The 14,341-nt window shown below is 66.3% G+C and carries 14 protein-coding genes and 1 tRNA gene; 5 read left to right on the top strand and 10 right to left on the bottom strand.

All coding sequences use genetic code 11. The features are described 5' to 3' along the window. Window positions 1-28 precede the first annotated feature (28 nt). From purS to purC, 4 genes are read right to left on the bottom strand one after another with little or no spacing between them, the layout of a single operon-like run. Window positions 29-271 carry a phosphoribosylformylglycinamidine synthase subunit PurS gene (purS, locus tag GV161_RS09875; RefSeq protein ID WP_152012628.1) on the bottom strand — a complete coding sequence of 81 codons (243 nt, stop codon included), beginning with the start codon at window positions 269-271 and terminating at the stop codon, window positions 29-31. Between the two features lie 53 nt (window positions 272-324). Further along, window positions 325-765: an ankyrin repeat domain-containing protein gene (locus tag GV161_RS09870; RefSeq protein ID WP_152012627.1), complete on the bottom strand. Its 441-nt coding sequence runs from the start codon at window positions 763-765 to the stop codon at window positions 325-327. A 33-nt stretch (window positions 766-798) separates the two neighbouring features. Continuing rightward, window positions 799-1,371: a hypothetical protein gene (locus tag GV161_RS09865; RefSeq protein ID WP_152012626.1), complete on the bottom strand. Its 573-nt coding sequence runs from the start codon at window positions 1,369-1,371 to the stop codon at window positions 799-801. Between the two features lie 23 nt (window positions 1,372-1,394). Next, complete coding sequence (gene purC, locus GV161_RS09860) at window positions 1,395-2,189, bottom strand: phosphoribosylaminoimidazolesuccinocarboxamide synthase (protein ID WP_091843148.1); 795 nt, start codon at window positions 2,187-2,189, stop codon at window positions 1,395-1,397. A 390-nt stretch (window positions 2,190-2,579) separates the two neighbouring features. On the opposite strand from purC, the gene GV161_RS09855 reads away from it, so the two are divergent. Then, window positions 2,580-2,903, top strand: a complete 324-nt coding sequence (locus tag GV161_RS09855; protein WP_152012625.1) for a DUF1476 domain-containing protein — start codon at window positions 2,580-2,582, stop codon at window positions 2,901-2,903. 271 nt (window positions 2,904-3,174) lie between these two features. Then, window positions 3,175-3,960 carry an aldolase/citrate lyase family protein gene (locus GV161_RS09850; protein ID WP_152012624.1) on the top strand — a complete coding sequence of 262 codons (786 nt, stop codon included), beginning with the start codon at window positions 3,175-3,177 and terminating at the stop codon, window positions 3,958-3,960. A gap of 4 nt (window positions 3,961-3,964) precedes the next feature. Here the strand turns inward: GV161_RS09850 and GV161_RS09845 are convergent, their stop codons facing one another. Beyond that, entirely contained in the window at window positions 3,965-4,606 is a 642-nt protein-coding gene (locus tag GV161_RS09845; protein ID WP_152012623.1) for a DNA-3-methyladenine glycosylase, read from the bottom strand. Window positions 4,607-4,797: 191 nt separating this feature from the next. Here GV161_RS09845 and gluQRS point away from each other — a divergent pair, with 191 nt between their 5' ends. Next, window positions 4,798-5,682, top strand: a complete 885-nt coding sequence (gene gluQRS / locus GV161_RS09840; RefSeq protein ID WP_152012622.1) for a tRNA glutamyl-Q(34) synthetase GluQRS — start codon at window positions 4,798-4,800, stop codon at window positions 5,680-5,682. Between the two features lie 36 nt (window positions 5,683-5,718). Here gluQRS and GV161_RS09835 read toward each other — a convergent pair whose 3' ends face one another. Both GV161_RS09835 and GV161_RS09830 read right to left on the bottom strand, forming a co-directional pair. Then, complete coding sequence (locus GV161_RS09835) at window positions 5,719-6,636, bottom strand: AEC family transporter (RefSeq protein ID WP_152012621.1); 918 nt, start codon at window positions 6,634-6,636, stop codon at window positions 5,719-5,721. A 27-nt stretch (window positions 6,637-6,663) separates the two neighbouring features. After that, window positions 6,664-8,700 carry a M23 family metallopeptidase gene (locus GV161_RS09830; RefSeq protein ID WP_244623914.1) on the bottom strand — a complete coding sequence of 679 codons (2,037 nt, stop codon included), beginning with the start codon at window positions 8,698-8,700 and terminating at the stop codon, window positions 6,664-6,666. A gap of 412 nt (window positions 8,701-9,112) precedes the next feature. On the opposite strand from GV161_RS09830, the gene GV161_RS09825 reads away from it, so the two are divergent. Further along, window positions 9,113-9,189, top strand: a tRNA-Met gene (locus tag GV161_RS09825). Window positions 9,190-9,275: 86 nt separating this feature from the next. Here GV161_RS09825 and GV161_RS09820 read toward each other — a convergent pair. From GV161_RS09820 to GV161_RS09810, 3 genes are all read right to left on the bottom strand, one after another. After that, window positions 9,276-9,683, bottom strand: a complete 408-nt coding sequence (locus GV161_RS09820) for a helix-turn-helix transcriptional regulator (protein WP_159650206.1) — start codon at window positions 9,681-9,683, stop codon at window positions 9,276-9,278. A gap of 223 nt (window positions 9,684-9,906) precedes the next feature. Further along, a complete protein-coding gene (locus GV161_RS09815; protein WP_159650205.1) occupies window positions 9,907-10,068 on the bottom strand; it encodes a hypothetical protein in 162 nt (53 codons plus the stop codon). A 51-nt stretch (window positions 10,069-10,119) separates the two neighbouring features. After that, window positions 10,120-10,788: a GntR family transcriptional regulator gene (locus GV161_RS09810; protein ID WP_152013541.1), complete on the bottom strand. Its 669-nt coding sequence runs from the start codon at window positions 10,786-10,788 to the stop codon at window positions 10,120-10,122. Window positions 10,789-10,898: 110 nt separating this feature from the next. Here GV161_RS09810 and GV161_RS09805 point away from each other — a divergent pair, with 110 nt between their 5' ends. Beyond that, on the top strand, window positions 10,899-14,309 hold the full coding sequence (locus GV161_RS09805) for a molybdopterin-dependent oxidoreductase (RefSeq protein WP_152013540.1): 3,411 nt from the start codon (window positions 10,899-10,901) through the stop codon (window positions 14,307-14,309). The last annotated feature ends 32 nt before the right edge of the window (window positions 14,310-14,341 follow it).

The raw sequence follows: 14,341 nt of genomic DNA, 5'->3' as shown, positions 1-14,341 counted from the left end.
CGACGGGTTTCTCGATGGAAGCGGACGGTCAGCCGACCAGCTCGACGCGGTAGTTCTCGATGACGGTGTTGGCGAGGAGCTTCTCGCAGGCGGCTTTGAGGGCGGCCTCGGCTGCGGCCTTGTCGGCGCCGTCGAGCTCGATGTCGAAGACCTTGCCCTGGCGGACCGAGCCGACGCCATCGATACCGAGCGATTTCAGCGCGCCCTCGATCGCCTTGCCCTGCGGGTCGAGCACGCCGGTCTTGAGGGTGACGGTGACGCGGGCTTTCATCGTGATCTCCGGGCGGGATTGTGGGGGTGCCTTAGCGGTGAATCGGCGAGGGCTCAACTCTTTGTCGCGTCGAGCGCGGGTGCGGCAGTGACGCGGCCGTCCAGCAGACCCTGCAGATGGTCGAGCACGGGCTTCGCCAAGTCACCGCCCATCCTGGCATGCGTGATCAGCGGGATGCCGTGCGGGCCGGGCGCATCCAGGGCGGTCGGCATCGCGGCGAGATGGGCGCGAACGAGGTCGAGATGGCCGAGCATCGCCGCTGCGAAGACGTCCATCCGCGCGCCCCGCGCCAGCAGGAACTCGGCGATCTCGCGTCGCCCGGTATGGGCGGCTGCGCCGAGCCCGCTCTCCCAATCGCCGCCGCCCCAGTCCCAGACTGCGTTCACCACGGTCGGATGCTCGGCGACGAGCGCCGTGACCCTGTCGAGATTGCCATGCGCGGCCCTGACGAAATCCTGGACGAGTTGCGGGTCGAGTTGCGGCTTGTCGCCCATCGAGGCCTCCTGCCTGCCGGTCTACCGATGATGTCAGCGGCTTGCCCAGGTAGCGCGGGCGAAGTCCTGTGCGGCCTGCGAATCATCGGTCACGGCGATCGCCATGGATAGCGTGGTGTCCTTGCGCGCGTAGAGGATCGCGGTCGCAGCCAGACGGCCGCCGTCCTTGGCGCGGATCTCGACGAGGATGCCGTCGGTGCCGTCCTGCTTGAAGCGCGAGACAGTGGTTGTGCTCTTCGGCTTCTCGGCCTGCTTCGCCTTCGGGCGCTTGGAGAACTCGCGTGCCAGCCGCGCCGGGTTGAGCGCAAGCGTCCGCGCCATGTCCGCGGCTTCGCTGCCTTCGAAGCTCAAGAGCGCGGCGACGCCCGGCCGTTGGCAGTCCTGCGGCGTGCAGAAGACCATCGCTTTCGGATTGATGCCGTCGTTGACGACCCAGTTCTGGATCGGCAGCGGTTCCCAGCCGCGCCCGGCTGCGAGCTGGACCAGGCCCGGCCCGAAATGATCGGCGCAGCCGGCGATTAGGACAATGCCGAGCGCGAGCGCGCCGAAACGCAAACGGGAGCGTAAGCGCCCCCGTCCGGTCGTCAGAGACTTGGTAGCCGTCACGCTCACAGCACGACGCGCGGCAATTACTGCACCAGCCGGGGGCCCGCCGGGCCCGGCTTTTCGTTCTCGCCGAGAATACCGAGGCGGCGCGCCACTTCGGTATAGGCCTCGATCAACCCACCCAGGTCGCGGCGGAAGCGATCCTTGTCCATCTTGTCTTTCGACCTGATGTCCCAGAGCCGGCAGGAATCGGGGCTGATCTCGTCGGCGACGACGATGCGCATCATGTCGCCTTCCCAGAGCCGGCCGCACTCGATCTTGAAGTCGACGAGACGGATGCCGGCGCCGAGGAAGAGGCCGGAGAGGAAATCATTGACGCGAATGGCAAGCGCCATGATGTCGTCGATCTCCTGCGGCGTTGCCCAACCGAAGGCCGTGATGTGCTCTTCCGAGACCATCGGATCGCCCAACGCGTCGTTCTTGTAATAGAACTCGATGATCGAGCGCGGCAGCTGGGTGCCTTCCTCGATGCCGAGCTTGGTCGAAAGCGAGCCGGCCGCGACATTGCGGACCACGACCTCAAGCGGAATGATCTCGACCTCGCGAATCAGCTGCTCGCGCATGTTCAGCCGGCGGATGAAATGCGTGGGAACGCCGATGTCGTTGAGATTGCTGAAGATGTGCTCGGAGATGCGGTTGTTGAGCACGCCCTTGCCGTCGATCACTTCGTGCTTCTTGGCATTGAAGGCGGTTGCGTCGTCCTTGAAATGCTGGATCAGCGTTCCGGGCTCCGGTCCCTCATAGAGGACCTTCGCCTTGCCTTCGTAAATGCGACGGCGGCGGTTCATCGGGATATACCGTGGCTTGAGGAAATCCAAAGGGTCGGCCTCTCTCTGGTCGCGGTTGCCCGCGGCGGGATCATGGCCCTTTTCAGCACGCTCTCGCGCAATCTCGTTGCTCTGTCGAGTTCGATCCTGGCGCGCCGGTCCGGCTGGTTCATGCGGGCCCTGCTCCCTAGGAGCCGGCCACACGTCGCGCTATATGGGCCTTTCGTGCTGCAAACGCAACAAAGCGCCTGAGGCGGGGTCGCGACGTCGGATTTGACCGTGCGGGATCAAGTTGGACAGCTGGGCCTCAGAGCCCGTTCCGATCAGCTTGGTTCAATCTGACCTGATCCGGCTCTAGCCCGCACCGCTATCACATTGCTATATGGCGAAGCTGATATCGCGCCGCAGCAAGATTGCCGCTCCGAAGAGGATAAGAACCACATGACCACCTTCGACCAGCGCAAGGATGCCTACGAGAACAAGTTCGCGCATGATGAGGAGCTGCGCTTCAAGGCGACGGCCCGGCGCAACAAGCTGCTCGGCCTGTGGGCTGCCGAGAAGCTGGGCAAGAGCAGCGCCGATGCCGATGCCTATGCCAAGTCGGTGGTGCTCGCCGATTTCGAGGAAGCCGGCGACGACGACGTGCTGCGCAAGGTCAAGGCCGATTTCGCCGCGGGCGGCGTCGCGGTCGCGGACGATGAGATCCGTCGGACGATGACCGAGCTCCTGATCAAGGCCGCCGACGAGATCCAGGCCGGCCGCTGAGAGCCCATTTGTAAACTCTACTCCGGCGGCCGTCTGGCGGCGTTTTCTGCGCTTCCGGTGCTCACGGACGAATGTCCGCTGCGCTCCGGTTCTCGAAAACGCCGCCAGCCGACCGGCCGGAGCGACTTTCCAAACGGACTCTGAGGTGGCCATCTCCGCATTGCTCCCTTGAGCATGGTGCATGCCGCATCGTTTGCCTTTCACCGCCGGTTCGGTCCAGGGTCGCCGGACCCGCCAGTGGTGAAGAGCGGGCAACCGGATGAATGCGCTCATGACCGCCGCTAAGCCGACCGTGCTGTCCTCGCTCGCCGATCGTCTCGCCAAGGGCGAGACGCTGCTGTCCGCCTGGTGCGGGCTGCCGGATCCGAGCATCGCCGCGATCCTGGCGCAGGAAAGTTTCGACGCGGTCACGCTCGACATGCAGCACGGCCCGATCACGCTTGCCGAGGTGATCCGGGCGATCCCGCTGATCAACGCTGCCGGCAAGCCGGCGCTGGCGCGCATTCCGGTCGGCGAGTTCCAGAACGTCTCGAAGCTGTTCGATTCCGGCGCCTCCGGCGTGATCGCGCCGATGATCAACACGATCGAGGATGCGCGCCGGCTCGCGGCCTATGCCAAGTATCCGCCGCTCGGCGAGCGCAGCTGGGGCAGCTATGGCGGCCTCGGCGCCTCTGGCCTCGACCAGAACGCTTATCTCAAGCAAGCCAACGATTTCTCGCTGACCTTCGCGATGATCGAGACCCGTGAGGCGATGGCGATCGTCGATGACATCCTCGCGCTCGAGGGGATCGACGCGCTCTTCGTCGGCCCGTCCGATCTCTCGATTGCGCTGTCGGGCGGAGCCTCCGTCAATGCCGGGGCCAAGGAAGTCGATGACGCGCTGCGCCATATCGTGGCCCGGGCGAATGCGGTGAAGAAGCCGGTCGCCTTCTATGCCGCGAGCGCCGAGCGCGCCGCGGAAGGCATCGCGCTCGGTGCGCGGCTGGTCACGGTGATGAGCGATACGGGCTTCCTGCGCAATGCGGCGCAGACGGCGCTGAAGATCGCACGCGGCTGACGCTTCAGGCGTTGATGCCCTCGCGCGATTTCAACATCGCATAATAGGCCCAGAGCAGCCGCGCGGCGACGCCGCGCCAGGGCCGCCATGCCTCGGCCAGAGCGGCCAGCTCGGCAGGTTTCGGCCGTGCCGGCAGATTGAAGGCGACTTTCGCCGCCTCCTGCACCGCAAGGTCGCCGGCGGCGAAGCCGTCGCGATGGCCGAGGCAGAACAGCAGGTAGACATCCGCCGTCCAGGGGCCGATGCCGGAGACGGCGGTCATATGCGCGTGGACGAACTCCGGTGTTGCCGTCTCCAGCGCTGCAAGATCGAGCCGGTTCTCGGCGATCGCCGCGGCGACGGCGCGCAGCGTCTTCTGCTTCGGTCGGGACAGACCCGATAGCCGCATCTCCTCGTCGCTGGCAGCGAGGACGCGTTCCGACGTCAGGGGGGCAAGCACGCTCTCGGCCCTCGCCCAGACGGCGCGGGCGCTCGCCACCGAGAGCTGCTGCGAGACGATGATCGAGGCCAGGCTCAAGAATCCGCTCTCGCGTCGACGCAGCGGTGGGATGCCAGTCCGGGCGATGATCTGTTCCCAGATGGGATCGAGCGTGACGAGGGCAGCCATGCCCTCTTCAAGATCGGCGGTGCTGGTGATCGTGGTCATGCTGATCCGGTCTAGAGCATTTCCGGCGAACAGAAGTTCGCCTCCAGGGCTCTATCTCCTTGTTTTACGCAATTCCGGACGCAAAATCGCTACGCACTTTTGCTGGAATTGCTCTATCGCCGATCGCACGTCCGGGCTGTGTCAGGAGACCGGACTTGGCTGGGGATGCGCAGGACCATAGACAGGAGGCGATGGCTCCGTCTTCTCCGATCTTCCGGTTCGCGCCGAGCCCGAACGGGCGGCTGCATCTGGGCCATGCCTATTCGGCACTGCTCAACGAGCAGCTTGCGGCGTGTTCGGCTGGCGAGCTGCTGCTGCGGATCGAGGATATCGACCTGACGCGCTGCCGGCCCGAATTCGAGCAGGGCATCCGTGACGACCTTGCCTGGCTCGGCGTTTCCTTTGCTCCTGTAGTGCGGCGGCAATCCCGGCATTTCGACGATTATCGCCGGGCGCTGGACAGGCTCGACGCGATGGGGCTGATCTATCCCTGCTTCTGCTCGCGCCAGCGGGTGAAGGGGGCCGTGGGCCGATGCGAAGCCGAGAGCGGAACGCCCTGGCCGCGCGATCCCGATGGCGCGCCGCTCTATCCCGGCACCTGCCGTGACCTAAATGAAGCTGAAGCACGCCGACGCCGGGAGGCCGGCGAGCCGCATGTGCTGCGGCTCGCCATGGACCGCGCCCTGGCGCGGATGGCCGGTGAAGCGCTCGTCTACCGGCTCTTCGACGAAACTGGAGCGCAGCGGGACGTCACCGTCGATCCGGCTGGCTGGGGCGATGTCGTGCTGGCGCGCAAGGACGTGCCGACGAGCTATCATCTCTCGGTGGTCGTCGATGACGCGCTGCAGGACGTCAGCCACGTCGTGCGCGGCATGGATCTGGAGGCTGCGACCGGGATCCATGTGCTGCTACAGCGCCTGCTGGGCCTGCCGACGCCGCATTATCATTTCCACCGGTTGCTCAGCGACGAGACCGGGCAGAAGCTGGCGAAGAGCCGGCTCTCCCGGAGCCTCGCCGATCTGCGGGCGGACGGGGTGACGCCGGAGGCGATCCGGTGCCAGCTCGGTTTCACGTGAATCGCTGCCCGGCGGGCTGCTGCTCCGGCGAGACGCTCAGCCGACGCCCAGAAAAGTCAGCCAACCGATCGTGGTGAAGAGCGATAGGCCGGTCGAGAGTGCGATCGCGCTCGAGGCGTCGGCGACGCCCTGCTTGTAGCGTTCGGCGAAGAGATAGGCGTTGATGCCACAGGGGCAGGCGGCGAAGAGCACGGCGACGCCGGCCCAGGCCACCGGCATGGCGAAGACCTTCGTCGCCAGCAGGAAGACGATCAGCGGGTGCAGGATGAGCTTGAGGAAGCTCAGGATCGCGGGCAGGCCGATGCCGGAGGCCAGGCCGTAGCGCCGCAGCGCGATGCCGAGGCTGACCAGGGCGCAGGGGACGGCGGCGCCGGCGATAAGGTCGACGATCGACCAGAACGGCGCCGGAAGCATGCCCACGAAGGGGCGTACGGCGCTGCCGAGGAGAATGCCGACGACGATCGGGTGGGTGAACAGACGCCTGAGCAGCAGGAGCGGCGAAGTCCCCTTGCCTTCGACGAGAAGTGTCGCAGCCGTCATCGTCACCGGCAGATGCACGGCAAGCAGCAGGCTGAGCGGTACCGCGCCAGCCTCGCCATAGGCTTTCAGGATCATCGGGATGCCGACGAAGACGGTGTTCGACTGCGCTGCGGCGAAGCCGGAGACGACGAGCTCGGGACCTTTGCGGGCGAACAGATGCCGTGCCACGAGCTGGGCGATCACCCAGACGACGGCGAGGCCGGTGAAATAGGAGATCCAGTAGCCCCAGGGCTGGTCCAGCGGGATCGTGGCCGTCGCCAGCGTCTTGAACAGCAGACAGGGGATGGCGAGGACGAAGACGAAGTCCGAGAGGCCCTCGCCGGTCGTCTCTCGCAGAAGCTTCAGCCAGCGCGCGCCATAGCCGATCGCGATCAGGCCGAAGACGGGAAGGACGATGAAGAAGGACGATAGCATCAGGCCCGCCGGGCAGGGGAACGAGGTTCAGCGCAGTTGCGCGGTCTGGCCTCCGGCCTTTTCGATCAGGCCCAGCACTTCGTCGCGCTGGCGCTTGAACTCGACCAGTGCCTTGCCGTCGAGCTCGCGGCCGCGCGGCACCTTGATCTTCATCGGGTTGACGAAGTTGCCGTTGACCAGGACCTCATAGTGCAGATGCGGCCCGGTCGAGAGGCCGGTATTGCCGAGGAAGCCGATCACCTGGCCCTGGCGGACCTTGACGCCCGGCGCGATGCCCTTGGCGAAGGCCGATTGGTGCGAGTAGGCGGTGACGTAGCCGTTGGCGTGCTGGATCTCGATGCGCCGGCCATAGCCGGAATCCCATTCGGCCTTGATGATCGTGCCGTTGCCGGCGGCCAGGATCGGCGTGCCGATCTTGTTGGCCCAGTCGATGCCGGTATGCATCTTCGAATAGCGCATGATCGGATGGTAGCGCATGCCGAAGCCCGAGCGCATCTCGCCGTCGCTGATCGGCTTGCGCAGCAGGAACTTCTTCAGCGAGCGGCCATCGCTGTCGAAATAGTCGATCAGCCCATCCTCGGGCGCCTGATAGCGGAAGACCTGCCGCGTCTCACCATTGACGGTGAGGCTCGCCGAAAGGATCTCGGCGCGCTCGCCGTCGTCGTCGTCGGTGAAGATGACTTCGAGATTGTCGCCGCCGCGCACCCGCTGCTGGAAATCGAGATCATAGGAGAAGATCCGGACGAGCTCGTCGATCAGCGGACGCGGCAGATCGTGGCGCAGCCCGGTCTCGTAGAGGCTCTCGTAGAGACGCGCGCCGGTGCCGCCCTCCTCTTCCTCTTCCTCCTCGTCGTCCTGCGCGCCGACCTGCGATTTCTGCTGCGGCCCGGCAACTTCCGCCCGCGGCAGGGAGACCGGGACGAACAGGCCCTTGTCGTTGATCGCGACGGCGGCGGAGGGACGCCCATTGTCGAGCAGGGCGACGCGAACGATCTGGCGGGGATCGCCGGGGCGCGGGCCGGGCGCGAACAGCGCCTGCAGCACCTGGCCCTCCGGCAGGGCGGCGACCTTCACGCGGCCGTCAAAGGCCTTCATCATCGAGACGATCTGGTCGCGGTTGGCGCCGGCATTGCGCACCACGGTTTCGAAATTCTCGCCACGGCGGGTGATCAGGAGCTTTTCCTCGACCTGTGGCTCGCGCGTGGCCGCCATCGGAGTCTTCGGCGCATTGGTCACGTTCTCCGGGACGACGCGAACCTCGATGCCTGAGAAGGAGGTGTCGGTGGCGGGGGCATAGGACAACAGGCTGCCGGCGGCGCCTGCGGTCTGGTTGCCCTGAGCCAGCGTGCGGCTCAGCATCAGCTGAGGCGGGATCGGCAGGGCGGCGCGGCGGTCGGCAGCGGCCAGGTTGGCGCGTTCTTCTTCCATTTGGTTGACGACATCGGCGTCCGTCAGATTGGCCTTGCCGGGCGTGATCGGCATGTCGGCGAGATCGCGCTTGGTGATCGAGACGTCCGCATCCGGCATCTCGGTGACCGGTTCGGCATAGCGTTCACCGCTGGGAGCGCCCTCGGCGAAGAGCCGCAGCGGATTGAAGGGCGGGATGTTGGCGGCATAGACGCCGCTGGTCAGCGACAGATTGGTCGACAGACGCACGAAGGGGCGCACCCGGATGACCTCGCGATCGCCGATGCGCTGGGACATCGGCGCGCGCACGCTATGCCGCGCCGAGGCGATCGGTTGTTCCGCGACGAGCTTGTCACCCTTACGGGCGCCGCCGCCGGCCGACGTGGTCTGATGCGGGGTGACCGGCTCGGGGCGCTCGGCGAAGCTGGTGTCGCCGCGCACCGCGACCAGGATGGCGCCGCCGAGCAGGGCCGCACCGCAGGAGCCGACGAGCAGGCAGGCGGCGAGCCAGCGCAGCGAGACGCCGCGGCGGTCCATGCCGGCGGGCGTCGTCCCGGCCGGAGTGATCGGCGGTTCGATCCCGAGGTCGACGAGCAGCGCCGTCGCTTCCGGCGTCAGCGGCTCATGCGGCGCTCTGAGATCCGGAGGGGCGTTCATCGGGCGTCTGGCGAATCCATTGAAACGCCCGAGGGCGCTGAGTCGATGCCACGGACGGGCTCGATCCCCGTCTTATATAGAGCAGAGACCATGCCCGCGTCCCGCATGGGAATCAATCTCGGGGTTCGCCCCGCAGACCGTCCCGGCGTTGGCCTCGTGGCTGTGAGGAAAAATTGCGGCTGTTTGCAGGCGAGGCCTCTCAGCCGGCCCAGCCAGGGCGGCCAGACCTGCGCCGAACAGGGGTAAAACCCGCGGAAATCGCGAGCCGGATAAAAAAATGAGCCGCTGTCGAAAAACTTTCAAGAAGCGTGTTGACAGTCTGAGTTGGGTCCCCCTATAAAGCGGCCATCGAGACGGCGCCGCCGCTGGCGGGGCCGCTCTACTGCGCTTCACGGGAACGTTGGGCTTCGCCGGCGGGGTGGAGCAGCCCGGTAGCTCGTCAGGCTCATAACCTGAAGGTCGTCAGTTCAAATCTGGCCCCCGCAACCAATATACCAAAACAAATACCAAAAACCCCGTCGCAAACCGCGGCGGGGTTTTTTGTATTCTTTGCGTAATGGCTGGTTCTCAGACATTCAAGCCAGCTCGGCTTCCTGTTTCCTGATCCTTTTGACCGCGGTTATGCTGGCCTCGCGCCCGGCGGCCGTCGTCAGCATCTCGAACTCGGCCTTCAACTCCCGCCAGGTGGCAATAACAGTCCCAGCAGAATATTTAGCTTGCGGAGTGTCAGAGGCACCGCTTGAGGAGATCGTCAGGATGAGGTGCCGGAGAAAGAATATTACATCAACACCTAATGCGGGTGCCAGAATCTCCAGCTTCCTGAAGTTGATGTGACCTGAGCCTCGCTCATACTTGCTGACGCGTTGCTGGCTTACGTCCAGTATCTTTCCTACTGCGGTTTGGGTCAGGCCGCGTTCCTTACGTGCCCTCCTGAGGGCCATTCCGTTGGCTTGGTCTAGAAGGCCGGGCCGGTCGTCATTCATAATGAACATCCGCATCCGATCACACGGTCTGCAGCTGGCTGACCTGCCTCTATGGCATGTTCGCGCGCCAATCAAATTTGACTGATGTGCTTGATGAAGCAAGCCACGGCCAATGGCACTCGCAGAAGCACGAGCCGAAATGCGGCCTAAAGCGACCTGACCTCTATAGCCTCAAGAATTCCTGTTGCAGCTCGCGGAGGTCGAGCAGCTTCGCCGCGGCTGCTCAGAACTCAGCCTCGGTCGCAACGCCCTTCGCCGCTGCGGACTGGACGATGTCCACGGTCACCGCCAACTCCAGAAGGCCGATACCGGTGCCATCGAGGAGCGTGATCTCCTCGGGCAAGGTCCTGCAGAGATGGGAACCGGCGGTTCTGCCGCAACTCATCAGGACAGCCTAGCCTCAAGGAGAAACGGCACTGACAGGCGAAAGCGACCTCTAGGCGGATTCGGCGTTTCTCTGGGCGATCGCCTCGGTAAAGATCGGTTCCCAGGCCATGACATGGCTGGTCATCAGCGCCTCGGCCTCGTCCTCCAGCCCCTGCCGAATGACCTCGATGATGCGGTAATGCTCCGGCACGGAGGCTCTCTGCCGCTCCAGGCCGTGGGCCGAGCGGATCCCGTAGAGCCGCATCCGGTCGCGTAGGCGCAGCACGATGTCGGCCAGCACTTCGTTACCGGCGAGCGCCAGCAGCTCTGCATGAAAAGCCCGGTCGGCCGCGAGATAGCGCGGCACGTCTCCGGTTTCGACCGATTGGGCGATGGCGTCGGCCTGCGCCTGAAGTTCCGAGAGATCGTCGGCCCCCATCCTGACCAGTTTGCGGAAGGCGGATGCCTCGAGCTGCATGCGGACCTCGAAGATGCCGCGCAGCTCGTCGAGCGAGGGATCGACGACCCGGAAGCCGCGATTGCGCATCGGCTGGAGCAGCCCGTCCGAGGTGAGCTGGAGCAGGGCCTCGCGGATCGGCGTCGTCGAGATACCGAGCGTGCGCGCCAAAGACGGTACCGAGCAGACCGTGCCGGGCGGCATCTCGCCGGAGACGATCGCGATCCGCAGCTGATCGACGACCTGTTCACGCAGATTGGCGTCTCCCGAGACCAGCAGCATCCGTTTCCTACCTTGCGCCGAATAGTTGGTGCTCTCTGCCACGTTCAACCCGGATATGGCGAGTCGCATCTCTGACTTGAAGTAGCGCGTCACGCGTAATACACTACCTTATGTCCGATGTGCGGAATGCCGAAATCAAAGAGGGTTATTGCACCCTGTGTCGCTCCCGCTGCGGCTCACTGAATCATGTGGTGGACGGGCGTCTGGTGGCCGTCGCGCCCAATCCGGCCCATCCGACGGGGGCTGCGCTCTGCGCCAAGGGCCGGGCAGCGCCCGAATTGGTCGACAGCCCATTGCGGCTGACCAAGCCGCTGAAGCGCACGACGCCGCGCGGCGCCGAAACGCCGGACTGGGTCGAGATCGACTGGCCGGAAGCGCTCGATACGATCGCCGAGCGGCTCGGCACCATCCGACGCGAAACCGGGGCTGAGACTGTCGCCTTCGCGGTGACGACGCCGAGCGGCACGCCGATGGTGGACAGTTTCGAATGGGTTGAGCGCTTCATCCGCTGTTTCGGCAGTCCCAATCTGATCTATGCCGTCGAGATCTGCGGCTGGCACAAGGATTTCGCCCAGGCCCTGACCTATGGCCGCGGCATCGGCGCCGCCGATTACGACAATGCCGACGCCATCGTGCTCTGGGGGCACAACCCGACGCGGACCTGGCTGGCGCAGGCGACCCGCATAGCCGAGGCCCGCAAGCGCGGTGCGACCGTCGCGGTGGTCGATCCCAAGCGTGGCGGCGCCGGTGAGAGCGCCGATCTCTGGCTCGGCATCCGCCCGGGCGCCGACGGAGCGCTCGCCATGGGCGCGATCCGCCATCTCCTGGCGAAGCGCAGCTATGACGATGCCTTCGTCCGGCAATGGACGAATGCGCCGATGCTGGTCGATCTTGCCACCGGGCGCCTGCTCCGGTCGCGCGACCTCTGGCTGGACGGCGCGACTGACGCTTTCGTGTTGCTGCGCCCGGATGGTTCGGCTGCGGCCTATGACACATCAGAAGCGCTGGCGCGGCCGCAGGACATCGTCCTCGACGGCGAGGCGACGTTGCAGGGCGCGGATGGCCGAACGATCGCCTGCGCTACCGTGATGCGGCTCTTGGCGCGCGAAGCTGCCGCCTTCGCGCCTGAGCATGTCGCTGGGATCACCGGGCTCGCGATCGATGACCTCGCCCGCTTCTATGGCCTGTTCGAGGGCTCGCCGCGGCTCGCCTATCACTCCTGGACCGGCGTCGGCCAGCATTCCAACGCGACGATGATCGAGCGCGCCATCGGCACGCTCTACGCGCTGACCGGCGCGAGCGACCGCATCGGTGGCAATGTCTGGACGAGCGCGCCGCCCTTCCGCGCCGTGAATGACTATGCCCTGCTGCCGGAAGCCCAGCGCCGCAAGGCGCTCGGCCTCGCCGAGCTGCCATTGGGCCCGCCGGCCAAGGGCTGGATCACCGCCCGCGATTTCTGCCGTTCCGTGCTCGAGGGCGAACCCTATCGCGTCCGCGGACTGATGAGCTTCGGCACCAATTTCGTGGTGTCGCAGGGGGATTCCGGGCGCAACCGCGCGGCGCTGCAGGCGCTCGACTTCCATGTCCATGTCGACATGTTCATGAACCCGACCGCCGAGCAGGCCGACATCGTCCTGCCGGCGAGCATGCCCTGGGAGCGCGAGGCGCTACGGCTCGGCTTCGAGATCACGCAGGAAGCGGTCGAGCACATCCAGCTGCGCCAGGCCATAGTGCCGCCGCGCGGCGATGTCCGGGCCGATTACGACATCGCCTTCGAACTCGCCTGCCGGCTCGGCCATGCCGAGGCCTTCTTCGGCGGTTCGATCGAGGCCGGCTGGAACCACCAGCTCGAACCGCTGGGGCTCAGTGTCGCGCAATTGCGGGAAGCGCCGGGCGGCATCCGCGTGCCGCAGCCCAATCCGGAACGCAAATACGCTGCGGTACGCAAGGAAGGCGGCGTCGCCGGCTTCCCGACCGCGAGCCGCCGGGTCGAGATCTATTCCGAGCAATTGCTGGCGCTTGGCCACCCGGCGCTCCCGTGCCATGTCGAGCCTGCGAGCGCGGCCGGGCGCCCGGCCGACTTGCCGCTGCTGCTTTCGACAGCGAAGTCCGGCTGGTTCGTCCACTCCTCGCACCGCCATGTCGCCTCGCTCAGGCGCAAGGCGCCTGACCCCTCGGTCGAACTCAGCCTGGCGGATGCACAGGCGCGCGGCATCGTCGCCGGCGACTGGGTGATCGTGCGCACGCGCGACGGTGAGGCGAAATTGCGGGCGAAGCTGGAGCCGACGCAGCCGGCCGGGACCGTGATCGCCGAGTTCGGCTGGTGGGAGGCCTGCACGCCGCTCGGGCGTCCGGGGGGATCGGTGACGGGCGCGGCGACGCGCAACATCAACGCGATCCTCTCCGACCGCGACCGCGACCCGATCAGCGGCTCGGTGCCGCTGCGGGCGGTGGCTTGCGAGGTCGTCCGCGACGAGGTCGCTTCGCGTGGCTGGTGGACGGGCGAGCGCGCCTTTCGCGTGAGCTCGCGCCGGCGCGAGGCCGAGGATGTCCTCGCCTTCGGCCTCGCGCCCGTTGATGGCGGATCGCTGCCCGGCTTCCTGCCCGGCCAGCATGTTGAGATCACCGAGCCCGGAACGGGATTGTCGCGCAGCTATTCGCTGACCGGCCCGACCGAGAACCCGGCCGAATACGAGATCGCGGTGCGCCGGATCGCGGCCGGCGGCGAAGGCCTGCCGCCCGGCCGGATGTCGACGCGCCTGCACGAGCTGGAACTGGGCAGCATCGTCACCTTGAAGCCGCCAGCGGGGATATTCACCCCGCCCTTGACCGGCAATCGCCCGGTGATCCTGGTCGCAGCCGGCGTCGGCATCACGCCCTTCGTCGGCTATCTCGCGGCGTTGGCGCGGACCGCGCCGGAGCAGCGCCCGCCTTCCCTCGAGCTCGTCTACATCTGCCGCAACGGCGCCGAGCAGCCCTTCGGCGATTGGCTGCAGACGATCGCCGCCAGAATTCCGGAGCTGCGGCTGATCCGCGCCTTCACCCGGCCGCGGCTGCAGGACCAGCTTGGCCGCGACTATGACCATGCCGGCCGGCCGGATATCGCAAGGCTAGGCCTTGCGCACGGCGCGCGCCGGCCGCTGGCCTATCTCTGCGGGCCCGACGGCTTCGTTACCGATACCAAGGCCGCGCTGGCCGACACTGGCCTGCCGGGCTTCGATGTCTTCAGCGAGGTCTTCGTCTCGCAGATCGAGATACCCTCAAATCTGGCGCCGCGCCGCATCGTCTTGGAGCGCAGCGGGCGATCCTTCGACTGGTCTGCGCAGGCGGGCAGCCTGCTCGACGCCGCTGAGGCGGCAGGACTGTCGCTGCCGAGCGGCTGCCGCAGCGGCCAATGCGAGAGCTGCCGCCTGCGTGTCGTCTCCGGCACGGCCAGCCATCTCTCGCCCTATGACGGCGAGCCTGACGATTGCCTGACCTGCTGCGCGGTGCCGCTCAGCGACCTCGTTCTCGACGCCTGAACCAAACCAACGGCGGCAAACCGCCATAAGAG

Source organism: Bosea sp. 29B (assembly GCF_902506165.1).
GTDB lineage: Bacteria > Pseudomonadota > Alphaproteobacteria > Rhizobiales > Beijerinckiaceae > Allobosea.
The sequence above is the reverse complement of the archived record's forward strand: the minus strand, read 5'-3'. Positions and strand labels throughout refer to the sequence as shown.